18 protein-coding genes are annotated in these 23512 nt (G+C 65.4%); 11 read left to right on the top strand and 7 right to left on the bottom strand.

Annotation, left to right across the window (positions count from 1 at the left end):
- The first annotated feature begins 111 nt into the window (after positions 1-111).
- The 7 genes from uraH to DVH29_RS07760 all read left to right on the top strand — a co-directional run bounded on the left by uraH (position 112) and on the right by DVH29_RS07760 (position 10760).
- Positions 112-468, top strand: a complete 357-nt coding sequence (gene uraH / locus DVH29_RS07790; protein WP_114645703.1) for a hydroxyisourate hydrolase — start codon at positions 112-114, stop codon at positions 466-468.
- On the top strand, positions 465-1937 hold the full coding sequence (gene xdhA, locus DVH29_RS07785) for a xanthine dehydrogenase small subunit (RefSeq protein WP_199562550.1): 1473 nt from the start codon (positions 465-467) through the stop codon (positions 1935-1937). Before uraH ends, xdhA begins: the two co-directional genes overlap by 4 nt.
- A gap of 305 nt (positions 1938-2242) precedes the next feature.
- Positions 2243-4576: a xanthine dehydrogenase molybdopterin binding subunit gene (gene xdhB, locus DVH29_RS07780; protein ID WP_114645611.1), complete on the top strand. Its 2334-nt coding sequence runs from the start codon at positions 2243-2245 to the stop codon at positions 4574-4576.
- 433 nt (positions 4577-5009) lie between these two features.
- Complete coding sequence (gene xdhC / locus DVH29_RS07775; protein WP_114645610.1) at positions 5010-5825, top strand: xanthine dehydrogenase accessory protein XdhC; 816 nt, start codon at positions 5010-5012, stop codon at positions 5823-5825.
- Between the two features lie 18 nt (positions 5826-5843).
- On the top strand, positions 5844-7079 hold the full coding sequence (locus DVH29_RS07770; protein WP_114645609.1) for a urate hydroxylase PuuD: 1236 nt from the start codon (positions 5844-5846) through the stop codon (positions 7077-7079).
- Complete coding sequence (guaD, locus tag DVH29_RS07765; RefSeq protein WP_114645608.1) at positions 7076-8383, top strand: guanine deaminase; 1308 nt, start codon at positions 7076-7078, stop codon at positions 8381-8383. The genes DVH29_RS07770 and guaD overlap by 4 nt, the downstream gene beginning before the upstream one ends.
- A 208-nt stretch (positions 8384-8591) precedes the next feature.
- Positions 8592-10760: a malate synthase G gene (locus DVH29_RS07760; RefSeq protein ID WP_114645607.1), complete on the top strand. Its 2169-nt coding sequence runs from the start codon at positions 8592-8594 to the stop codon at positions 10758-10760.
- 216 nt (positions 10761-10976) lie between these two features.
- Here the strand turns inward: DVH29_RS07760 and DVH29_RS07755 are convergent, their stop codons facing one another.
- From DVH29_RS07755 to DVH29_RS07730, 6 genes are all read right to left on the bottom strand, one after another.
- Positions 10977-11234, bottom strand: a complete 258-nt coding sequence (locus DVH29_RS07755) for a hypothetical protein (protein WP_245944922.1) — start codon at positions 11232-11234, stop codon at positions 10977-10979.
- A 120-nt stretch (positions 11235-11354) separates the two neighbouring features.
- Positions 11355-13061, bottom strand: coding sequence for an adenine deaminase (gene ade, locus DVH29_RS07750; protein ID WP_114645605.1), 1707 nt, complete (start codon positions 13059-13061; stop codon positions 11355-11357).
- A 109-nt stretch (positions 13062-13170) separates the two neighbouring features.
- Positions 13171-14244 (bottom strand): BMP family ABC transporter substrate-binding protein, encoded by a 1074-nt coding sequence (locus DVH29_RS07745; RefSeq protein ID WP_114645604.1) that lies wholly within the window; start codon positions 14242-14244, stop codon positions 13171-13173.
- A 30-nt stretch (positions 14245-14274) separates the two neighbouring features.
- Complete coding sequence (locus tag DVH29_RS07740; RefSeq protein ID WP_114645603.1) at positions 14275-15189, bottom strand: ABC transporter permease; 915 nt, start codon at positions 15187-15189, stop codon at positions 14275-14277.
- A complete protein-coding gene (locus DVH29_RS07735) occupies positions 15182-16276 on the bottom strand; it encodes an ABC transporter permease (RefSeq protein ID WP_114645602.1) in 1095 nt (364 codons plus the stop codon). Before DVH29_RS07735 ends, DVH29_RS07740 begins: the two co-directional genes overlap by 8 nt.
- Entirely contained in the window at positions 16273-17808 is a 1536-nt protein-coding gene (locus tag DVH29_RS07730; RefSeq protein WP_114645601.1) for an ABC transporter ATP-binding protein, read from the bottom strand. Before DVH29_RS07730 ends, DVH29_RS07735 begins: the two co-directional genes overlap by 4 nt.
- A gap of 231 nt (positions 17809-18039) precedes the next feature.
- Here DVH29_RS07730 and DVH29_RS07725 point away from each other — a divergent pair, with 231 nt between their 5' ends.
- Entirely contained in the window at positions 18040-18459 is a 420-nt protein-coding gene (locus DVH29_RS07725) for a hypothetical protein (protein WP_147276034.1), read from the top strand.
- Between the two features lie 30 nt (positions 18460-18489).
- Here the strand turns inward: DVH29_RS07725 and DVH29_RS07720 are convergent, their stop codons facing one another.
- Positions 18490-19518, bottom strand: coding sequence for a LacI family DNA-binding transcriptional regulator (locus DVH29_RS07720; protein WP_114645599.1), 1029 nt, complete (start codon positions 19516-19518; stop codon positions 18490-18492).
- A gap of 204 nt (positions 19519-19722) precedes the next feature.
- Here DVH29_RS07720 and DVH29_RS07715 point away from each other — a divergent pair, with 204 nt between their 5' ends.
- From DVH29_RS07715 to DVH29_RS07705, 3 genes are all read left to right on the top strand, one after another.
- Complete coding sequence (locus tag DVH29_RS07715; protein WP_114645702.1) at positions 19723-21258, top strand: sugar ABC transporter ATP-binding protein; 1536 nt, start codon at positions 19723-19725, stop codon at positions 21256-21258.
- A complete protein-coding gene (locus tag DVH29_RS07710) occupies positions 21236-22270 on the top strand; it encodes an ABC transporter permease (protein ID WP_114645598.1) in 1035 nt (344 codons plus the stop codon). The genes DVH29_RS07715 and DVH29_RS07710 overlap by 23 nt, the downstream gene beginning before the upstream one ends.
- A 91-nt stretch (positions 22271-22361) precedes the next feature.
- Positions 22362-23315: a substrate-binding domain-containing protein gene (locus tag DVH29_RS07705; protein ID WP_114645597.1), complete on the top strand. Its 954-nt coding sequence runs from the start codon at positions 22362-22364 to the stop codon at positions 23313-23315.
- Positions 23316-23512: the final 197 nt, after the last annotated feature.

Here is a 23512-nt window from a genome sequence, read left to right as displayed (position 1 = left end):
CAGTGTAGCCGTTAATTTTCGACCATATGGTAAAAAATTTTGGTTTTGCCCCTTTCCCGGGGGATTTTTTGGGTTGATAGTCGGGCGAACCATTGGCGCATGGAACCTGTGATGACTGATACCGGACGGCTGACCACCCATGTTCTGGATACCGCGAACGGGCACCCGGCGCGGGGGATGACCATCGATCTCTTCCGCGTCGAAGGGGGGGAGGCGGTGCTGGAAACATCGGTGGTGACCAATGCGGACGGGCGGTGCGACGGGCCGCTGCTGGCTGGGAGTGCGCTGCGGCAAGGGGCGTATCGGCTCGGCTTTCACGTGGGGGATTATTACAGCAAGATCAACGGCTTGCGGGTGAGTTTCCTCGATGTGGTGGCGGTGGATTTCCGGGTAGACGACGCCGGGGCGCATTATCATGTGCCGCTCCTCGTCTCCCCCTATGGCTATTCCACCTATCGCGGGAGCTGAGCGTGGAACCGCGTCGCGCCATCCGCTTCTATCTCAACGATAATCTGGTCGAGCTGGACCGGCTGGAGCCTGATCGGACCCTGCTCGACTTCCTGCGGCTCGACCGTGCCCTGCGCGGTACCAAGGAGGGGTGCGCGGAGGGCGATTGCGGCGCCTGTACCGTCCTCATCGGGCGAAAAAGCGATGATAATGTGCGTTATGCGCCGGCAAATGCCTGCATTGTGCTGGTGTCGATGCTCGATGGTGCGCATGTGGTGAGCATCGAGCACCTCAAGGGGCGGGATGGGGCGCTGCATCCGGTGCAGCAGGCCATGGTCGACACCCATGGCAGCCAGTGCGGCTTCTGCACGCCGGGCTTCGTGATGAGCCTTTACGCCCTGTGGCTGACCCGGCCCGATCCGAGCGTCGCCGAGATCGAAACGGCTTTGCAGGGCAATCTCTGCCGCTGCACCGGCTATGCGCCCATCGTGCGCGCGGCGCAGGCAGCATCGCGATATGGCAGCGCCTCCGAGGATGCGCTCAATGCAGGGCGGGCGGCGATGGCCGCCCGGCTCGACGCCCTCTGCGACGGGCGACGGGTCGTCGTCGCGGGGGAGCGGGGCTTGAGCATCGTCCCGGCCGATGTGGACGATCTCGCCGCGGTGCTCGAAGAAATGCCGGAGGCGACCATCGTCGCCGGGGCCACCGATGTGGGGCTGTGGGTCACCAAATTCATGCGCGACATCGCGCCGGTGGTGCTGGTCGGGCACCTCTTGGAGGAGATCGCCGTCGCGGATGGGCGGATCGTCTTCGGAGCGGGGGTGAGCTATCGCCGGGCCTTCGAGACGATCGCGGCGCATATCCCGCAAATGGGCGAATTGTTCAACCGGATCGGCGGGGCGCAGGTGCGGGCCATGGGGACCATTGGCGGCAATATCGCCAATGGCTCGCCGATCGGCGACACCCCGCCGCCGCTGATCGCGCTGGGGGCCGAAATCACCCTGCGCAAGGGCGGCGCGCGCCGGGTGGTGCGGCTGGAGGATTTCTTCATCGCCTATGGCAAGCAGGACCGCGAGAAGGGCGAGTTCGTGGAATCGGTTGCGGTGCCGCTGCCGGGGCCAGAGGACTTGTTCGGCGTCTACAAGGTGACCAAGCGCCGGGACGAGGACATCACGGCGACGCTGGGCGCCTTCCGGGTGCGGTTGGCCGATGGGGCGGTAGCCGAGGCGGTGATCGCCTATGGCGGCATGGCGGCGACGCCCAAGCGGGCGGGGGCGGTGGAGGCGGCGCTGGTGGGGCGGCCTTGGACGCTGGAGAGCGTCGAAATGGCAATGGAGCGCTTCGGGGAGGATTTCCAGCCGCTGAGCGATTGGCGGGCCAGCGCCGAGTACCGGATGCTGGCGGCGAAGAATTTGTTGAAGCGGTTTTATATTGAGAGCGTGGAGGGACCGAGCCGCATCGTGCGGCATGAGATGGCGGAAGGTGGATGAGGAGGCGGATGGAACACGGAGGGCGGGTTAGTTCGGCCGGCGCTGCGCCCCCCTCATCCCCGCCCCTTCTCCCACCAGGGGAGAAGGGGGCTCGTTAGGCGGGCGTTACGGTGAGAGGCCCCCGATTTCCTTCTCCCCTGGTGGGAGAAGGTGCCCCGAAGGGGCGGATGAGGGGGGCGCTGAGGCGGCAGCAGGTGGAAAAGCGGGTGATGGTGTTTGTGGCTCCACCCCACCCTTAATCCCTCCCCCTCAAGGGGAGGGAAAGAGCGCGGGGCGGTTGGCCGTGGGAATGAGGAAGGTGTGCGATGACGGCGCTGGATGGGAGAGTGGGGATCAGGGGCGGGGTGCATGGGGCGCAGCAGCATGATTCCGGGCACAAGCATGTGGCGGGCACGGCTGAGTATATCGACGACATGCCCGAGCTGGCAGGTACGCTGCATGCCTATCTGGGCCTATCGGATGTCGCGCATGGGGAGATCGTGGCGCTGGACCTCGAGGCCGTCGCTAGGGCGCCGGGGGTGGTGGGGGTTCTGACGGCGGCGGATGTGCCGGGGCATAACGACATCTCCCAGCCCGGCAAGCATGACGAGCCGATCTTCGTCGAAAAACGGGTCGAATTCCACGGCCAGCCGCTGTTCGCTGTGGTGGCGACCAGCCGGCACGCGGCGCGGCGGGCGGCGAAGCTGGCGGAAGTGCGCTACGATCCCTTGCCCTTCGCGCTCGACGTGGCGGCGGCGCGGCAAGCAGGCGGCGCGGTGGTGACGGACCCCATGAAGCTCGAACGCGGCGACGTGGCGGCGGGGCTGGCCGGGGCGCGGCACCGGATCACCGGCTCAATGGCCATGGGCGGGCAGGACCATTTCTATCTCGAAGGCCAGATCGCCATGGCGGTGCCGGGAGAGGACGAGGACGTGACCGTCTATTCCTCGACCCAGCACCCGAGCGAAGTACAGCACATGGTGGGGCACGCGCTGGGCGTGCCGTCCAACGCGGTCAATGTCGTGGTGCGGCGCATGGGCGGCGGGTTCGGCGGCAAGGAAACGCAGGGGAATCTGTTTGCCGTGGTGGCGGCCATCGCGGCCAAGCGCTTCCGTCGCGCGGTGAAACTCCGTCCGGACCGGGACGACGACATGATCGCTACCGGCAAGCGGCACGATTTCGTGGTCGATTACGACGTGGGGTTCGACGATGAGGGCCGGATCGCGGCGGTGGATGCGGTGTTCGCGGCGCGGTGCGGGTTTTCCGCCGATCTCTCAGGCCCGGTGACCGACCGGGCGCTGTTTCATGCGGACAATGCCTATTACTACCCCAATGTGCGGCTGGTTTCGGAACCGCTGAAGACCAATACGGTTTCCAACACCGCGTTTCGCGGCTTTGGCGGGCCGCAGGGCATGGTGGGGTGCGAGCGCTGGATCGAGGACATCGCCTATCATCTGGGCAAGGACCCGCTCGATATCCGCAAGGCCAATTTCTATGGCGAGCGCGACCGCAACGTGACGCCCTATCACCAGACGGTGAAGGACAATATCATCGCCCGGCTGGTCGACGAGCTGGAGGCGGGCGCCGATTATCGCCGGCGGCGCGCGGAGATCGTCGCGTTCAACACGGGTTCCAAGACCCTCAAGCGCGGCATCGCGCTGACGCCGGTGAAATTCGGCATCAGCTTCACGATGACCGCCTTCAACCAGGCCGGGGCGCTGGTGCATGTCTATCGCGACGGCTCGGTGCATCTCAACCATGGCGGCACGGAGATGGGGCAAGGGCTCTATGTCAAGGTGGCGCAGGTGCTGGCCGATTGCTTCCAGATCGACCTCGACAAGGTGAAGATCACCGCGACGACCACCGGCAAGGTGCCCAACACCTCGGCGACGGCGGCCTCGTCGGGCTCGGACCTCAACGGCATGGCGGCGGCCAATGCGGCCGAACAGATCAAGGATCGGCTGATCCTTTTCGCCATGGAGCGCTTCGGGGTGCCGAAGGACGCCATCGCGTTCGAGCCCAATTGCGTGATGGTGGGCAATCAGCGATTCGACTGGGCCGACTTCATCGACCAGGCCTATCTGGCGCGGGTGCAGCTTTCGGCGGCGGGGTTCTACAAGACCCCGGACATCCATTGGGACCGGGCGGCGGGCAAGGGGCAGCCGTTCTTTTATTTCGCCTATGGGGCGGCGTGCTCGGAGGTGGTGGTGGACAGCCTCACCGGCGAATATATGGTGGAGCGCGTCGACATCCTGCACGATGTGGGCAAATCGCTCAATCCGGCCATCGATATCGGGCAGATCGAGGGCGGATTCGTGCAGGGCATGGGGTGGCTGACCACGGAAGAATTGTGGTGGGACCGGGAGGGGCGGTTGCGTACGCATGCGCCCTCGACCTACAAGATTCCCGTGGTCTCGGACGTGCCGAAAATCTTCAACGTGAGGCTGGCGGAATGGTCGGTGAACAAGGCGCCGACCATCCGGCGCAGCAAGGCGGTGGGCGAGCCGCCCTTCATGCTGGCCATGTCGGTGTTCGAGGCGCTGTCGATGGCGGTGGCGAGCGTGGCCGATTACACGATCGCCCCGCGCATGGACGCGCCGGCGACACCGGAACGGGTGCTGATGGTCATGGAGCGGTTGAAGCGGGAGAGGGCGGGGTGAGAAACCATCTCCAAAGCCGGTGGAAGCCGATAGTCCGGGCCCCCCTCATCCGACCGCTTCGCGGCCACCTTCTCCCACCAGGGGAGAAGGGAGTCCCCCGTGGCGGCGCCGAGCTGGCTCCATCCGCATCGGTTGATGATGAAGCTCAGCGCCCCCCTCATCCGTCTCGGACCTGGCGGTCCGATCCACCTTCTCCCACTGGGGGAGAAGGGGAGCCCTTGGCGAGCGCTGATGATTTTTCCCAGCGCTGGCCCAATCCTTCCTTCTCCCCTGGTGGGAGAAGGTGCCCCGAAGGGGCGGATGAGGGGGGTGCTGAGCTGGCTCCATCCGCATCGGTTGATGATGATGCGCTGCGCCCCCCTCATCCGTCTCGGACCCGGCGGTCCGATCCACCTTCTCCCACCAGGAGAGAAGGGAAGAGGGGTGCTGGTTCGTGAGCGTGACCCCACACCAGGTGCGTGCCTTTCTCGACCGCCACGCCCATTCCGTCCTTGTCGAGGTGACCGAGGCCAAAGGCTCGACGCCGCGCGAGGTGGGGGCGTGGATGCTGGTTGCGGCCGAGGCCGAGATCGGGACGATCGGGGGCGGGCAGCTCGAATTCCTGGCCATTGCCCGGGCGCGCGAGGCGCTGGAAACCGGCGAAGCGGCGGCGGCGCTCGATATTCCGCTGGGGCCGGAGATCGGCCAGTGCTGCGGCGGGCGGGTGGCCATCGGCATGCGGGCCGTCAATGCCGATGTGGCGCAGGACGTGCGGGTGCGGGCCGAGACCGACCATGCGAAGCGCCCGCATGTCTATGTGTTCGGGGCCGGGCATGTGGGCAATGCGCTGGGGCGGGCGCTGTCGCTATTGCCGCTGCGGGTCCTCGTGGTCGATAACAGGGCGGCCGAGATCGCGCGGGTGCCCGAGGGGGTGGAGGCGCGGCATGTGCCGGTGGCCGAGGCGCTGGTGCGCGAGGCGCCGCCGGGCTCGAGCTTCGTGGTGCTGACCCATGACCATGGGCTCGATTTCCTCATCGCGTCCGAGGCGCTGATGCGAGGGGACGCGGCCTATGTGGGGATGATCGGGTCCAAGACAAAAAAGGCGGTGTTCCGCAGCTGGCTTGCCGATATGGGGTTCGAGAGCGGGCTGATGGACGGGCTGACCATGCCAATCGGGGGCAGCGATATCCGCGACAAGCGTCCCGAGGTGATCGCGGCGCTGACCGCGGCGGAGATCTTGCGGGTGGTGCTGGGAACGGGCGGAAAATGATGTTGGGACAGGACTGAAATGACCGATTTCACGCTGTTTTGGGAATGGCTGGCCTTCGCGGTGCGGTGGGTGCACGTGATCGTGGGGATCGCGTGGATCGGCTCGTCCTTCTATTTCATCGCGCTCGATCTGGGCCTGCGCAAGCATGCGGGACTGCCGCAGGGGGTGCTGGGCGAGGAATGGCAGGTGCATGGGGGCGGGTTCTACCACATCAACAAATACATGGTGGCGCCGCCCAACCTGCCCGAGCATCTGGTGTGGTTCAAGTGGGAGAGCTACACCACATGGCTGAGCGGGTTTGCCATGCTGGCCATCGTCTATTATGCCGGGGCGGACCTCTATCTCATCGACCGCACGGTGCTCGATGTCGAAGCGCCGGTGGCGATCGTCATCTCACTGGCCTCGCTGGGGCTGGGCTGGGTGCTCTATGACGCGCTGTGCCGCACGCCGCTGGGCCGAAGCCAGAACGGGCTGATGGTCGTCCTGTTCCTCATCCTCTTGGCCATGGCCTGGGGCTATGCGCAGGTGTTCACCGGGCGGGCGGCGTTCCTCCATATGGGGGCGTTCACGGCGACCATCATGTCGGCGAACGTGTTTTTCATCATCATCCCCAACCAGAAAAAGATCGTCGCGGCGATGAAGGCGGGGGAGGCGCCCGATCCGGCGTTGGGGGCGCAATCGAAACAGCGCAGCGTGCACAACAACTACCTGACGCTGCCGGTCTTGTTCTTCATGCTGTCGAACCACTATCCGCTGGCATTCGCGACGCAGTACAGCTGGGCAATTGCCGGGCTGATCTTTCTGATCGGGGTGCTGATCCGGCATTTCTTCAACACCATGCACGCGACGGGGCGGCGGGAATACTGGACCTTCGCGCTGGCGCTGATCCTCTTTGTCGGCATCATCTGGCTGTCGGGCTATCCCAGACAGCGGGCCGAGACCGGTGCGCCGGCGGTGAGCGCCACGGCGCAGGCCTTCATGTCGGACGCCCATTTCCAGCAGGCCTCCGACATCGTCCTGGGGCGGTGCTCCATGTGCCATGCGAGCCAGCCGGGCTATGAAGGGGTGCATATGGCGCCCAGGGACGTGCGGCTCGACACGCCCGAGCGGATCGCCGAGCATGCGCGGGAAATCTATGTGCAGGCGGGCCGCAGTTCAGCCATGCCGCCGGGGAATGTGTCGTTCATGACCGATGAGGAACGGGCGCTGCTCATGGTGTGGTATCAATCGGTAACCGGGGAGCAGAGTCTGTGACGGCGAGGATTCTGCGCGGGCGGGTGCTCACCTTCGTTTCCGAGCCCAACGGGCCGGACGACCATGAGAGCTATCGCTATATCGAGGACGGGGCCGTCGTGGTCGAAGAGGGCCGGATCGTCTCGGTGGGCGCCTGGGACGCCGGGCTGGCGCTGGTCGCGCCCAAGGCCGATGTGATCGATCACCGGCCGGGGCTGATCCTGCCGGGCTTCATCGACACCCATATCCATTACCCGCAGATGCAGGTGATCGGCTCCTACGCCACGGACCTGCTCGAATGGCTCAACACCTACACCTTCATCGAGGAGCAGCGCTTCGGCGACCCGGCGCATGCGGCGCGCATCGCGGCGCTGTTCTGCGACGAGCTGGTGCGCCATGGGACCACCACCGCGGCGGTCTATTGCTCGGTGCATGCGCAATCGGCCGAGGCGTTCTTCGCCGAAGCCAGGGCGCGCGACATGCGCATGGTGGCCGGCAAGGTGATGATGGACCGCAACGCGCCGCCGGGCCTGCTCGATACGCCGCAAAAGGGCTATGACGAGAGCAAGGCGCTCCTTGAGAAATGGAACGGGGCGGGGCGGCTCAACTATGCCATCACGCCGCGCTTCGCGCTCACCTCGTCGCCGGCGCAGATGGAGATGGCCCAGGACCTGGTGCGGCAATTTCCCGACGCGCATGTGCAGACGCATGTGAACGAGAGCCTGGGGGAGATCGCATTCGCGCGGGAGCTTTATCCGAACCTGCCGGACTATGTGGGGATTTACGAGCATTACGGGCTTCTGGGTCCCAAAACCCTGCTCGGGCACTGTATCCATATGACCGACCGGGAGATCGGCATTCTGGCGGAGACCGGATCGGTGGCGGTGTTCTGTCCCACCTCGAATCTGTTCATCGGGTCGGGCCTGTTTGACCGGGCGCGGATGATGGCGGCCAATGTGCGCATCGGGGTGGCGACCGATGTGGGCGGGGGCACGAGCTATTCCATGCTGCGCACGCTGGACGAGGGCTACAAGGTGCTGCAATTGCGCGGCCAGCGCCTGTCGCCGATCGAAAGCTTTTTCATGATGACCCTGGGCAATGCCCGGGCGCTGGGACTCGACCACGTGATCGGGGCGCTGGAGCCGGGCGCCGAGGCGGACATGGTGGTGCTCGACGCCCGCGCCCTGCCGCATATGCGGCTCAAGATGGAACAGGCGGAGAGCCTGTCCGAGGAATTGTTCCTGCTCCAGACCTGCGGGGACGACCGGGTGGTGGTCGAGACCTATGTGGCCGGCGAGGCGGCGAAGGGGAAGCTGGGGCGATAGGGGGCGGGCGCGGGTGGTTGTCGAAGCGCTGCGCCCCCCTCATCCGTCTCGGACCTTTCGGTCCGATCCACCTTCTCCCACCAGGGGAGAAGGGAGCCCGCAACCCCAACCATTTTCCGTATGGTGGAAGGGTTTTGCGGGGTGGATTGGCGGGACGCGGGGCGCGGGGTAAGGGTGGGGGCGTGAGGCGCAGCGGAAAGGAATGAGCATGAGCACCTATGTGAACCGGGCCGGTCTGGAGGTCGACGCGCAACTGGCGGCGTTTGTCGAGGACGAGGCGCTCAAGGGGCTCGATGTGCCGGCCGACCGGTTCTGGGCCGGGTTCGCCGAGATGATCGCCCAGTACATGCCGGGCAATCGCGAATTGCTGGAAATCCGCGACCGCATGCAGAGCCAGATCGACGACTGGCATCGCGACAACGGGCCGGTGGCCAATGACCCCGCCGCCTATGAGGCGTTTCTGCGCGACATCCGATATATCGAGGTCGAGCCGGAGGATTTCCGCATCGAGACGGAAAATCTCGATCCCGAGATCGCCACGCTGTGCGGGCCGCAACTGGTGGTGCCGGTCTCCAATGCCCGCTATGCGCTCAATGCCGCCAATGCCCGCTGGGGCAGCCTTTATGATGCGCTCTATGGCACCGATGCGATCTCGCGCGAAGGGGAACTGGCGCCGGGGTCGGCGTATAATCCCCGGCGCGGGGGCGAGGTGTTCGCGCGCGCCGGACACTTCCTCGACGAGGCGTTTCCCCTGCTTGGGGTCAAGCACTGGGCGGTGACGCGCTATGGCGTCGATACTTCCGGGGCGGTGGTGAAACTGGTGGTTGAAAGTCAGGACGGGCCGACGAGGCTGGCCGATCCCGAGGCCTTTGTCGGCTATGTGCAGGATGGGGAGACGCTGCGCATCCTCCTGCGGCATCACGGGCTGCATGTGGAGCTGGTGATCGACGCCGGCCACCCAGTGGGCAAGGACCATCCGGCGCATCTGGCCGATGTGATCGTCGAAAGCGCGCTGACCACCATCCAGGATTGCGAGGATTCGGTGGCGGCGGTGGATGCCGAGGACAAGGTCGGGGTCTATCGCAACTGGCTGGGCCTGATGACCGGCGAACTCGAGGACAGTTTTGAAAAGGGCGGGCGGATGATGACCCGCCGGCTCAATGGCGACCGGAGCTACAGGGCGCCGGACGGCTCGGAACTCGTCCTCAAGGGACGGGCGCTGATGCTGGTGCGCAATGTGGGGCATCTGATGACCACGGACGCGGTGCGCGACGCGTCGGGGCAGCCGATCGGCGAAGGGCTGATGGATGCGGCGATCACCACGCTCTGCGCCATGCACGATCTGGGGCGCCGGGCCAATTCGGCGACGGGCGCCGTCTATATCGTCAAGCCCAAGATGCACGGGCCGACCGAAGTGCTGTTCGCCTGCAATGTGTTCGGCGCGGTGGAAAAGATGCTCGGCCTGCCGCTCAATACGATCAAGATCGGCATCATGGACGAGGAGCGGCGGACCTCGGCCAATCTCAAGGCGGCGATCTTTGCGGCACGGGAGCGAGTGTTCTTCATCAATACCGGCTTTCTCGACCGGACGGGGGACGAGATCCACACCGCGATGGAGGCCGGGCCCGTGCTGCCCAAGGACCGGGTGCGGTCCGAGCGCTGGCTCGAGGCTTATGAGGACCGCAACGTCACCATCGGCATTGCTTGCGGCTTTACCGGGCGGGCGCAGATCGGCAAGGGCATGTGGGCCAAGCCCGACGAGATGGCGGCGATGCTGGAGCAGAAGATCGGCCACCCCAGGGCCGGGGCCAATTGCGCCTGGGTGCCCTCGCCGACGGCGGCGACGCTGCATGCGCTGCATTATCACGCCGTGGACGTGTTCGAGGCGCAGAAACGCCGGCACAACGAGCCGATCCCCGGTCTCGGGGACTTGTTCTCGATGCCGGCGCTGGACCCGGCGACGCTCTCGCCCGAGGCGATCGCCCGCGAGCTCGACAACAATGCGCAGGGCATACTGGGCTATGTGGTGCGCTGGGTGGATGCGGGGGTGGGCTGCTCGAAAGTGCCCGATATCAACGATGTGGGGTTGATGGAAGACCGGGCGACGTGCCGGATTTCCTCTCAGGCCATCGCCAACTGGCTGTGGCACGGGCTGGTGACCCAGGACGAGGTGGTGGCGACCTTCACGCGCATGGCGAAAGTGGTCGACGCGCAGAATGCGGGCGATCCGGGCTATGAGAAGATGAGCACCGACCCTGAGGCCTCGATCGCCTTCCAGGCGGCGCTGGCGCTGGCGCTGGAGGGCACGCAGCAGCCCTCGGGCTATACCGAGCCGATCCTTCATGCCAAGCGGGTGGAGAAGAAGGCGGCGGGGTAGGGGGCGGAGCCAAGGGAATAGTCATTGGCTGTTTTGTCCCTGGCCACCTCAGCGTCCCCCCCCCTCATCCGACCTTTCGCTGACGCGAAAGCCCACCTTCTCCCACCAGGGGAGAAGGAAGGCTTGCCGCTGCCTCACTCTTTCCTTCTCCCCTGGTGGGAGAAGGTGGATCGCCCGCAGGGCGAGACGGATGAGGGGGGCGCCGAGGTGCGGCTGCTACCCTGCGGGGGGTGGGGATTTGCGGTCGCGGCGATTGCGGCGCCAGAGCTTGAACTGGCGCTCGCCGCGCAGCACCAGCCCGCTCATGGGGCGTTGCAGGAAGGGCAGGTCGATGGCGAGGAGCAAAAGGCCGAGCGGCAGCATCCACAGGCCGAGCACCGGCAGGAAGGACAGCACGCCGCCGATGACCAGCAGGATGCCGAGCGGAACGCGGATCAGCATGGCCCAGGGCTGGCGCAGGATATAGATCACCATCGCAAAGCGCGGGAAACGCGCTTCGAGGCGGAGAAACAGGCGTTCGAGGCGAGTCCGCTCTTTGTCCATCATTGGACTAGAGATAGTGGGACCAGCGATATTATCAAGCTGGGGAGTCTCCTAAATAAAATCGAACGCGTCGACGTCGAACAGGCCGCGATCGGTCATCTTGAGATGGGGGATGACCGGCAGGGCGAGGAAGGCGGCCTGGAGGAAGGGTTCGGGCAGTGTGCAGCCGATTGAGCGGGCCGCTTCGCGCAGGGTCTTGAGGCGTTCGGTCACCGTTTCGAAGGGCTGGTCGCTCATCAGCCCGGCGATGGGCAGGGCCAGTTCGGCGAGAATGGCGCCCTCGCAGGCGACGGCGAAACCGCCGCCCATTGCGATGAGACGGTTGACGGCCAGGGCCATGTCGGCATCGGCGACCCCGATCACGGTGATGTTGTGGCTGTCATGGCCGACCGAGGAGGCGATGGCGCCGCGCTCGAGGCCAAACCCCTTGACGAAGCTGCGGCCGATATTGCCGTTGATGCCGTGGCGTTCGATGACAGCGAGCTTGATGACATCGGCGCCGATATCGGGCTGCAGGCCGGCTTCGGTGCTGGCGAGGGCGGCGGATTCGCGGAAGGTGAGGATGAGGCCGGGCCTGACGCCGATGACCGGCACCTCGTTGCGGCCGGGGAGGGGCGGGGTGACGAAGGCCTCGGGCGTGACCGGCCGTGCCTTCATCGACTTGAGGCCGACCGGGGCGACGGGCGCGCGGGTGGCCCAGATTTCGGGGGTGACATGGCGGCCGGCGGAAATGACATCGGAGACGCGGCACGCCTCAAGACTGTCGAGCAGGGCGATGTCGGCGCGCCAGCCGGGGGCGATGTGACCGCGATCGGCGAGGCCGAAAATGCGGGCGGCGGAATGGGAGGCGGCGCGATAGACATGGTGCAGGGGCCGCCCATGGGCGATGAGGCGGCGGATCGAGGAATCGAGATGGCCCTCCTCCTCGATGTCGAGGGGGTTGCGGTCGTCGGTGCACAGGGCGACGAAAGCGGAGGTGTTTTCGTCGAGGATTTCGGCGAGGGCGTCGAGGTCCTTTGAGACCGAGCCCTCGCGGATGAGGATCGCCATGCCTTTGGCGAGCTTTTCGCGCGCCTCGGCGCTGGAGGTCGCCTCGTGGTCGGTGCGGATGCCGGCGGCGAGATAGGCGTTGAGATCGAACCCCGAGAGCAGCGGCGCATGGCCGTCCATATGCCCGGACTGGAAGGCGGCGAGCTTTTCGAGGATGCCCGGATCGCAGGCGATGACGCCGGGGAAATTCATCATCTCGGCGAGGCCGATGACCTTGGGATGGTCGCGGAAGGGCAGGAGGTCGGCGATCTCGAGCCGCGCACCGGCGGTTTCGAACGGGGTGGCGGGCACGCAGGACGAGAGGTTGACGCGGATATCCATGATGGTGCGCTCGGCGCTGTCGAGGAAATAGCGCAGCCCGACCGTTCCCAGCACATTGGCGATCTCATGGGGATCGCAGATGGCGGTGGTGATCCCATGGGGGAGGACGCAGCGGTCGAATTCGTGCGGGGTGACGAGGGAAGATTCGATGTGGAGATGGGTATCGATGAAGCCGGGGACGGCGAAGCGCCCGGCGCCGTCGATCTCGGCCCTGCCCTCATAACGGCCATGGGTGCCCACGATGCGGTCGGCGACGATGGCGATGTCGGTCGCTGTGATCTCGCCGGTGATGATGTCGAGGCGGCGGACGTCGCGGATGACCAGATCGGCCGGTTCGTCCCCGCGTCCGGCGCGGATCATGCGGGCGAGGCGGGCGGCGTCGGTCATGGGGCGGGTCCTTGTTTCAGGGAAGGGTGACGGGACCGTGCGCTACGGTCAAGGAACAAAAACGGCGGCATTGCTGCCGCCGTTGGGTGATCGGGGAAATGCGCCCGGCTTATTGCGGGAGCTGGTCGTCGACGCCTTCGACGTAGAAATTGAGGCCGAGCAGTTCGCCGATTTCGGCGATCTGGCCGTCTTCGAGCCAGACCGAGCCGTCCTGGCGGGTGATCGGGCCTTCATAGACCACGAGGTCGCCCGAGCGGATGGCCGCTTCGGTTTCCTCGGCCAGCGCCTTCACGTCGTCGGGCATGTTGGTATAGGGCGCCATGGAGAGGATGCCGTCCTCGAGGCCGAGCCAGACGTTCTGTTCCTCCCAGGTGCCGTCGAGAATGGTCTGGACACGGTCGATATAATAGGCGTCCCAGGTGTCCATGATGGCCGTAAGCTGGGTTTCCGGGCCTGCCTCGATCATGTCGAAGGCCTGGCCGAACGCCTTGACGCCGCGGGCGGCGGCTTCCTGCACGGGGGCGGTGGAGTCGGTGTGCTGGGTCAGGATGTCGACGCCCTGGTCGAGCAGCACCTTGGCGGCGTCGGCCTCGAGGCCCGGATTGTGCCAATCGTTGACCCACACGACTTTGAGCGAGAAGTCGGGATTGACCGACTGCGCGCCAAGGATGAAGGCGTTGATGCCCAGAACCACTTCGGGGATCGGCACCGAGGCGATGTAGCCGGCCGTGCCGGTTTCCGACACCGAGGCGGCGATGACGCCCTGGATATAGCGGCCCTCATGGAAGCGCGCATTGTAGGCGCTCATATTGGGCGCGGTCTTGTAGCCGGTGGCGTGCTCGAACTTGACGTCCGGGAAACGCTCGGCCACGGCGAGGGTGGGGTCCATGAAGCCGAAGGAGGTGGTGAAGACCACGTCGCAGCCCGAACGCGCCATGCGCTCGATGGCGCCTTCGGAGCTGGCTTCGGGGATGGATTCGACGAAGCGGGTGGAGACGGCGTCGCCGAAATGCTCTTCCACCTTCTGGCGGGCCACGTCATGGGCCTGGCTCCAGCCGCCGTCATTGGCCGGGCCGACATAGACGAAGCAGGCGTCCACGTGCTCCTGCTGCGCGAAGGCGGCAGGGACCATGGTCATGGACAGGGCGGTGGCCGCCGCCAGGGTCGTGAGGAGAGGTTTCATGATGATGTTCCTTCCGTTTTCTACATTAAGTTAGCGATCTGGCACAAAGCTCTTGCCGAGCGAGGCCGGGGTATTGATCAGCGTCAGCCGCCTGTTCTGGGAGATGATAACCAGAACGAGGATGGTGGCGAGATAGGGGAGCGCGGAGAGCAGTTGGGACGGGATGCCCAGCCCCAGGGCCTGGGCGTGCAACTGGCCGATGGACACCGCGCCGAAGAAATAGGCCCCGGCCAGCACGCGGAAGGGGCGCCAGGAGGCAAAGACCACCAGCGCCAGCGCGATCCAGCCGCGCCCGGCGGTCATGTTCTCGGTCCATTGCGGGGTATAGACCAGCGACAGATGCGCCCCGGCCAGCCCGGCGCAGGCCCCCCCGAACATGACGGCGAGATAGCGATAGCGCAGCACCTTGATGCCGAGCGCGTGGGCCGATTGCGGATTGTCGCCGATGGCGCGCAATTTCAGCCCCTGCCGGGTCGAGAACAGGAACCAGGTGACCCCGATCACGATGAGGATGGAAAGGTAGAAGATGATGTCCTGGCCGAACAGCAGCCGGCCGATAACGGGCAGGTCGGACAGGCCGGGAATGTTGAGCACCGGCATGCGCACCGAGGAGCGGCCGATAAAGGATTCGCCAAGCAGGCCGGAGAGGCCGAGGCCGAAAATGGTCAGCGCCAGACCGGTGGCGTATTGATTGGTGGCGAGGGTGAGGACGAGGAAGCCGAACAGCAGCGAGAGGGCCACCCCCAGCGCGACCCCCACGAGGACGCCGATGAAGGGGTTGCCGGTGAGGATCATGCCGGCAAAGCCGCCCACGGCACCCATGATCATCATGCCCTCGACGCCGAGATTGAGGACGCCGGAGCGTTCGACGACCAGTTCGCCCAAGGCGGCGAGAAGGAGCGGGGTGGCGGCGGTGGCGATGGTGAGCAGGATGGATTCAAGCATCGGCAGCGCTCCCCACGGCCTTCGGTGTGCGCACGAAGCGGATGCGATAGTGAATCAGGGTGTCGCAGGCGAGGATATAGAGCAACAAGGCGCCCTGGAAGACGCGGGCCACCTTGTCGGAAAGCCCCAGGGTGATCTGTGCTGCCTCGCCGCCCAGATAGGTGAGGGCGAGCACCAGCCCGGCGACGATGACGCCGAGCGGATTGAGACGGCCGAGAAAGGCAACGATGATGGCGGCAAAGCCATAGCCGGGCGAAATGGTGGGGCGCAATTGCGCCGAGGCCCCAGCCACCTCGATGATGCCGGCCAGCCCGGCGCAGCCGCCGGCGAGCAGGAAGGCGAAGAACACCATTTTCTTCGCGTCGAACCCGGCGAACTTGCCAGCGCGCGGGCTCGAGCCCAGCACCTTGATCTCGAAGCCTTTCAGGGTGCGGCTGAGCATGACCCAGATGCCGATGGCCACCAGGATGGCGATGACGATGCCCCAATTGGCGCGGCCATCGACGGGCATCAGCTCGGGGATGCGGGCGAAGGAGGGGAAGCGCACGGATTCGGGGAAGTTCATCCCCTGCGGATTGCGCCACGGACCGCGCACCAGATAATCGAGGATCAGCTCGGCCACATAGACCAGCATCAGGCTGACCAGAATCTCATTGGTGTTGAACCGCGCCTTGAGCAGGGCAGGGATCAGGGCCCAGAGGGCGCCGCCGATAATGGCAAAGCCCAGCATCAGCGGCAGGACGAAAAAGCCCTGGACGTCGGTGAACAGCACCGGGAAGATCGATCCGGCCAGGGCGCCCATGATGAACTGGCCCTCGGCGCCGATGTTCCAGTTGTTGGAGAGGTAGCAGACCGACAGGCCGGCGCCCATGAGGATGAGCGGGGCGGCCTTGATCAGCAGCTCATGCACCGACCAGAGCTCGGTCAGCGGTTCGACAAAATAGACATAGAGCGCCTGGAACGGGTTCTTGCCGAGCACGGCGAACATGATGGCCCCGGTGAGGATGGCGAGCGCCAGCCCGATCAGCGGGGACAGAAAGCGCAGGACTTGCGAGGGATTGCCGCGCTTGATGAGTTCGAGCCTCATGCGGGGACTCCCTCGAAAATGCCCGACATCTTCAGCCCGATGGCGCGGCGGTCGGTCTCGGCGACGGGGGTGAAGTCCGACAGGCGGCCTTCGGCGATGGCGGCGATGCGGTCGGTGAATTCGAACAGTTCGTCGAGGTCCTGGCTGATGACCAGGATGGCGGCGCCGCCCTGGGCCAGGTCGACCAGCGCCTGACGGATGAGGGCGGCCGAGCCGGCATCGACCCCCCAGGTGGGCTGGTTGACGACGATGACCCTGGGGTTCTCGAGCACTTCGCGCCCGATGATGAATTTCTGCAGATTGCCGCCCGATAGCGCCTGGGCGGCGGGGTCGGGGGTGCTTTTGCGCACGTCGAGCTTTTCGCTGATGGTGTCGAGCAGGCTGCGGGCCCGGCCCCGATTGAGGAACAGGCCCGATTTGAGGCCCGGATTGACCCGGTGGCGGGTGAGGATGACGTTTTCGCTCAGCGCCAGGCCGGGCACGGTGGCGTGGCCGAGCCGTTCCTCGGAGATGAACACCGCCCCCTTGGCGCGGCGGGCGGAAATGTCCACATGGCCGACCGGCGCGCCGAACAGGGTCACCTCGTCGGGCCGGCTGGCCAGGCGTTCGCCGGAGATGACGTCGAACAGCTCGGACTGGCCATTGCCGGCAATGCCGGCGATGCCGAGGATTTCGCCCGGGTGCAGATCGAGGGAAATGTGCTTGAGTGCGGTGCCGAAGACGTCGCGGGCCGGCATGGAGAGATCGCGCAGGGTGAGGAGCGGAGCGGTGGCGGTGCTGGCCGGTTTGGCGGGGCGGATCTGGTGGATGTCGGCGCCCACCATCATGCGGGCGATGGAGGCGGCGGTCTCCTCGCGCGGCACGCAGGTGCCCACAACCTTGCCATGGCGCAATATGGTGGCGCGCTCGCACAGCGCCCGGACCTCTTCGAGCTTGTGGGAGATATAGAGGATCGCCTTGCCCTCGGCGGCGAGCTGGCGCAGCACGGCGAACAGGTCCTCGACCTCCTGCGGGGTGAGGACCGAGGTCGGCTCGTCCATGATGATCAGGTCGGGATGGCCGAGCAGGCAGCGCACGATCTCGATCCGCTGGCGCTCGCCGACCGACAGGTCGTGCACGCGGGCATTGGCCTTGAGCGGCAGGCCGTATTGCCGGGACACCGCCTCGAGATCGGCGGCGACCTTCCTCAGCGGTTCGTCGCCCGAGAGCGCCACGGCGACGTTCTCGGCCACGGTCAGGGCTTCGAACAGCGAAAAGTGCTGGAAGACCATGCCGATGCCCAATTGGCGGGCATGGGCGGGGCTGGGAATGACCGTCTCCTGCCCGCGCCAGACGATCGCGCCCGCATCGGGCTGCAAGGCGCCGTAGAGCATCTTGACGAAGGTCGACTTGCCGGCGCCGTTCTCGCCCAGAAGCGCGTGAATCTCGCCCGGATAGATGTCGAGATCGACGCCGTCATTGGCCTTGAAGCTGCCGAATGATTTGGTGAGGCCCCGCAGGGTCAGCAATGGTTCAGGGCCGTTCAGGGACATGGCGTTCCAAATTTAACCAATTGGACAAAAACACTATGTCGTCACAATTGGCCCCATGCAAGGGCGATTGCAGGGGCAAGAGGGGGTTATCGAACGCAAATCCGCTTCGGCTCGACATCAAAGGATCACGGCCTCGGGAACACTGTCGGGCGGTCAGCGTTATCATTTCGGCGCCGAATGCGCCGTTTATATTTCAATGTTTTCAACACCCCATTTGCTTTCGAGAGACACATGACCGATCCTGATCCCCATCTCAACAAGACCGAAATGCGCCAGGGCAACAGCCGCAAGGAAAATTCGCGGGCGCTGATCTACGGCCTCATCGCCATCGTGATCCTGTTCGCGCTGGCCATCTGGTATTTCACCGCTAATAGCGACCAGACCGCCACCACCACCGATGGCGGGGCGACTATCGAGAACAGCGACGCGGTGGAGAGCCCGGCCGAGGACGCGCTCGACGAACTGCCGACCCCCGCGCCGGTGCCGGAAACCGAGACCGCGCCTCCGGTGGTCGACGTGCCGGCGGTCGAAGCGCCCGCGGCGGAACCCCCGGCCGCCGAAGAGCCTGCGGCCGAGACACCCGCCGTCGAGCCCCCGGCGGCCGAGGAGCCAGCGCCCGAAGCGGACACGCCCCCGGTCACCACACCCTGATCGCTGGCTGGAGACAAGGAGCGCCGGCCCTCAGGGCCGGTGCTTGCGGTTGAGCGCCACGGAATTGCGCAGGATCAGCTCGGCGCGATGCAGGTGATGGCGGTGCCCGGCGGGCTCGCCCTCCAGCATGGCCAGCAGCAGGTCCATGCTCGCCTCGCCGATCTGCAGGCGGGGCTGCTTCATGGTGGTCAGCGAGGGGCTGACGAAACTGGCATAGGAAATGTCGTCGAAGCCCATGATGGAAAAATCGTGGGGCAGATTGTAGCTGCGGGCGGTGAGGGCGATGATCACCCCGAGCGCGGTGGCGTCGTTGACGCAGAAAAAGGCGGTGGGCAGGCGGTCGCGGACGAACATGCGCTCGGTGGCGGCGCGCCCGCTCTCGGTGGTGCCATCCGCTTCGAGGACGAAACGGGGATCGATCTCGAGCCCGGCCCCGGCCATGGCGGTGCGATAGCCGGTCTCGCGCAGGCCGGCGACGAGGCGCCCCGGCGCATGGCCGATAAAGGCGATGTCGCGATGGCCCTGGCTGATCAGGTGATCGGTGGCGACGCGCGCGCCCTCGGCATTGTCGACCCCGACAAAGGGAATGCCCGCATCGGGCACCGGCTCGTTGATGGCCACCATGGGCGGCAGCCGCATGCCGGGATGGGCGCTGAGGCCAAAGGGCAGGTGCCCGGTCAAAAGAATGATGCCATCGGCCTGGTTGGAGCTGATGAAGCGCAGATAGTCGGTCTCGCGCTCGGGGTCGTTGCGGGTATTGCCGATAAGGACGCCATAGCCGCGGCGGGAGGCGGCGGTTTCCAGCCCCACGAGGATGTTGGAGAAATTGGGATCGCCCACATCGGGGGCGAGGATGAGGATCATGTTGGATTTGCGGGTGCGCAGGTTCCGCGCCATGGCATTGGTCGTGTAGCCGGTGCGCGCCACGGCCTCGATGACCTTGCGGCGCGTGGAATCGGCGACCTTGCCGGGCTCGTTGAGCGCCCGGGAAACCGTGGCGATGGAGACGCCGGCAATCACCGCCACATCCTCGATCGTTGCTGGTTTGACCGCGCTCAAGGCTCCCCCGTGCCGGCGGCGATGTCTGGAAGCGGACGGCGCCGGCCAATGCTTATGAACCGCGCCCCATCGGCTGTCCACAGGCTTCAAGATGTATACTGCCGGTCAAGAATGTAAACCTTTACATGCCGAATGAAAAGGTTTACACAACCCGAAAGAGGAGAGACTGGCCGGGATGGCCGGTTCGGAATGGGGGAGACGGTGATGGCGGAGTTCGCCTCACAGGCGATTCTGGCGGCCAGCCGGATTTCGAAGAGTTTTGGGGAAGTGCCGGTGCTGTTCAGCGTCGATTTCGACGTGCGGGCCGGGGAAGTGCATGCCCTGATCGGCGAAAACGGCGCCGGAAAATCCACCCTCATCAAAATCCTTTCGGGCCTCGAGGCGCCGACCTCGGGCACCATCATCCTCGACGGCGCGCCGGTCCGCCTGCCCCCGCATGGGGAGGCGGAGGCGATGGGGATCGTCGTCATCCACCAGGAACTCAACCTCGCCGAGCATTTGACGGTGGCGGAATCGATCTTTCTCGGGCGGGAATGGACGCGGTTCGGCTTCCTGCGGCGGGGCGACATGCAGAACGAGGCGCAGCGCATCCTCGACAGTCTCGACGTGGCCATAGACACCAACCGGCGTATCAATACGCTCTCGGTGGCCGACAAGCAGATGGTGGAAATCGCCAAGGCCATCAGCCGCGAGGCGCGGGTGCTGATCATGGACGAGCCGACCGCCGTTTTAACCCCGGCGGAAACCAAGACCTTCTTCGAGCAGGTGCGGCGTCTCAAGGCCAAGGGTGTGGCGATCGTCTTCATTTCGCACAAGCTGGACGAGGTGATGACGCTGTCCGACCGCATCACGGTGCTGCGCGACGGGCAACTGATCGCCACGGTGGAAACCGGCGACCTCACCCCGGACGCTATCGCGGAGATGATGGTGGGGCGGGAATTGTCCAATCTCTACCCGCCCAAGCACGAGCCGGACGTGGACGCGCCGCTGGTGCTCGAAGTCGACGGTCTCGTGGCGCTGGGGGTGCGCGGGGTGAGCTTTGCGCTGCGCCAGGGGGAAATCCTCGGCTTTGCCGGGCTGATCGGCTCGGGCCGCACGGCGGTGATGGAAGCGATCGTGGGGCTGAGCGATGTGCATGCGGGCCAGATTCGGGTGCGCGGCAAGCCGGTGCGGTTCTCCGGTATCGGCGAGGCCATCGATGCGGGGCTGGTCTATATGACCAAGGACCGCAAGGGGAAAGGGCTGCTGCTCAATATCGGCCTGCAGCCCAATCTGACGCTTTTGACCATCAAGCGCCATATACGGCACGGGTTTCTCAACGAGGCGAGTGAAGTCGAGGCCATGGAGCGCGCGACGCGGCGCTTCGACATCCGGGCCCGCGACGCCTCGGTCAAGGTGGGGCAGCTCTCGGGCGGCAACCAGCAGAAGCTGATGCTGGGCAAGGCGATGGAAACCGACCCCGACATCGTCATCATCGACGAGCCGACCCGCGGCATCGACGTGGGCACCAAGCAGCAAATCTATCACATCATCGCGGCGCTGGCCAAAGAGGGCAAATCGATCATCGTCGTCTCGTCCGAGATGCAGGAGGTGATCGGGCTGTCGCACCGGGTGGTGGTGATGCGCGAGGGGCGGCGGACCGGCACGCTGGAAGGGGCCGAGATCACCGAAGGCGAAATCATGCGCTATGCCGCAGGACTGAAGGGAGAAGAGGACGATGTCCACCGCGCAAGCGCATGAGGGCGTAAAACCCGCCAAGAAGCGGTTCCGGATCGACTACCACACATTCGGGCCCTTCGTGGCGCTGGTGGCGCTGTGCATATTGGGCTTTGCGCTCAACCCGGCCTTCGCGTCGGAAGGCAATATCGCCAATCTGCTGACCCGCTCGGCCTTTATCGGCATCATCGCGGTGGGCGCCACCTTCGTCATCACGGCGGGGGGCATCGATCTCTCAGTGGGCTCGATGGCGGCGGTGATCTCGGGGGTGATGATCATTGTGATGAATACGATGATCGGCACCACGGGCACGGGGGTGGCGACGGTGCTTGTCGGGTGCCTCGCTTCGGTGGCGCTGGGGCTGCTGGCCGGCTTCGTCAACGGGTTCATGACCACGAAGGGCAAGATCGAGGCCTTCATCGTGACGCTGGGGACCATGGGCATCTTCCGCTCGCTGGTCACCTATCTCGCCGATGGGGGCACGCTGTCGCTGGCCTTCGACATCCGGGACGCCTATCGGCCGGTCTACTATGGCAATCTGTTCGGGGTGCCCATTCCGGTGGTGGTGTTCGGGCTGGTGGCCATCGCCGGGTGGATCGTGCTCAATCGCACGGCGTTCGGCCGCTATTGCATGGCGATCGGCTCGAACGAGACCGTGGCGCGCTATTCGGCGATCAAGGTGGATCGGGTGCGCACGCTGACCTATGTGATCCAGGGGCTGTGCGTCTCGGTGGCCACCATCATCTACGTGCCCCGGCTGGGCTCGGCCTCGTCCTCGACCGGCGTGCTGTGGGAGTTGGAGGCGATCGCGGCGGTGATCATCGGCGGCACCATGCTCAAGGGCGGCTATGGGCGGATCGGGGGGACGGTGATCGGGGCGATCATGCTCACCACCATCGGCAATATCCTCAACCTCACCGATATCATCTCCAACTATCTCAACGGCGCGGTGCAAGGGGTGATCATCATCGCCGCCGTCTGGCTGCAGCGGGGCAATCTGGGGCGGATCAACATCTTCCGGAAGGCCGGCTCCTAGCCGAACGCATTCCGCCGCGCCCCCAAGGGGCCGGCGGGCGGGCGCCGCGCAAAACAGGCGCAGACTGCCAAAACCCAAAGGAGGAACTAGCATGCAATCGAAACTGAGGCTTATCGCGGCGGCGGCCCTGTGCGGCACCGCCCTGGCGGCGACGGCGGCCACGGCCCAGGAGATCAAGATCGGCGTCTCGATCCCGGCCGCCACCCATGGCTGGACCGGCGGGGTCAACTGGCACGCCGAGCAGGCCATGGCCCGGCTGGAAGCGGCCAATCCCAATATTGACATCATCCTCATGGCGGCGGACGGCCCGGCGCAGCAGGCCAACGACCTCGAAGACCTGGTCTCCATCCACCAGATCGACGCGCTGGTGGTGCTGCCGTTCGAATCCGAGCCGCTGACCGATCCGGTGCGCATGGTCAAGCAATCGGGAGCGTTCATCACCGTGGTCGATCGCGGGCTCGCCCAGGAGGGGATCGAGGACGTCTATGTGGCGGGCAACAATACGGCGCTGGGCGCGGTGTCCGGCGAGTATTTCCGCGAGCGCCTCGGCGAGGGCGACAATATCGTGGTGCTGCGTGGCATCCCCACGGTGATCGACGACGAGCGCTTCAACGCCTTCATGGAGACCATCGAGGGATCGGGCATCACCGTGCTCGACAACCAATATGCCAACTGGAACCGCGATGACGGATTCGAGGTGATGCAGGACTTCCTGTCGCGCTTCCCCGACATCGACGGGGTGTGGGCGCAGGACGACGACATCGCGCTCGGCGTGATCGAGGCGGTACGCCAGGCGAACCGCGAGGACGAGATGTTCATCGTCGGCGGCGCGGGGATGAAGGAAATCATCCAGATGGTGATGGAGGGCTCGGAACTGGTGCCGGTCGATGTGCTCTATCCGCCGGCGATGATCGCGACGGCCATGGACATCACCGTCAACCATTTCACCTCGAACGGGCCAGTCTCGGGCGAATATATCCTCGGGGCGCCGCTGATCACCCCAGACAATGCGGAGACCTATTACTTCCCCGATTCGACCTTCTGATCGGGAGCAGGAGGCGGCCCTAGAGCTCCTGTTCTGATTTAATCAGAACAGGAGCTCTAAGTTTTTTGATTTGGGCGTTTCCGAACCGCAAAAGTGGTGTCCACTTTTGCTGGAAACGCTCTAGGCTGAATCGACATTCATCGCATCCACAGCATTGCTGCGGCGAGTTGCAAGAAGCTTAGGAAGTGGGTCGCGCG

The organism is Pelagibacterium lacus, from assembly GCF_003345525.1.
GTDB lineage: Bacteria > Pseudomonadota > Alphaproteobacteria > Rhizobiales > Devosiaceae > Pelagibacterium > Pelagibacterium lacus.
Note: the sequence above shows the minus strand (reverse complement) of the source record. Positions and strands in the feature narration are given on the sequence as shown.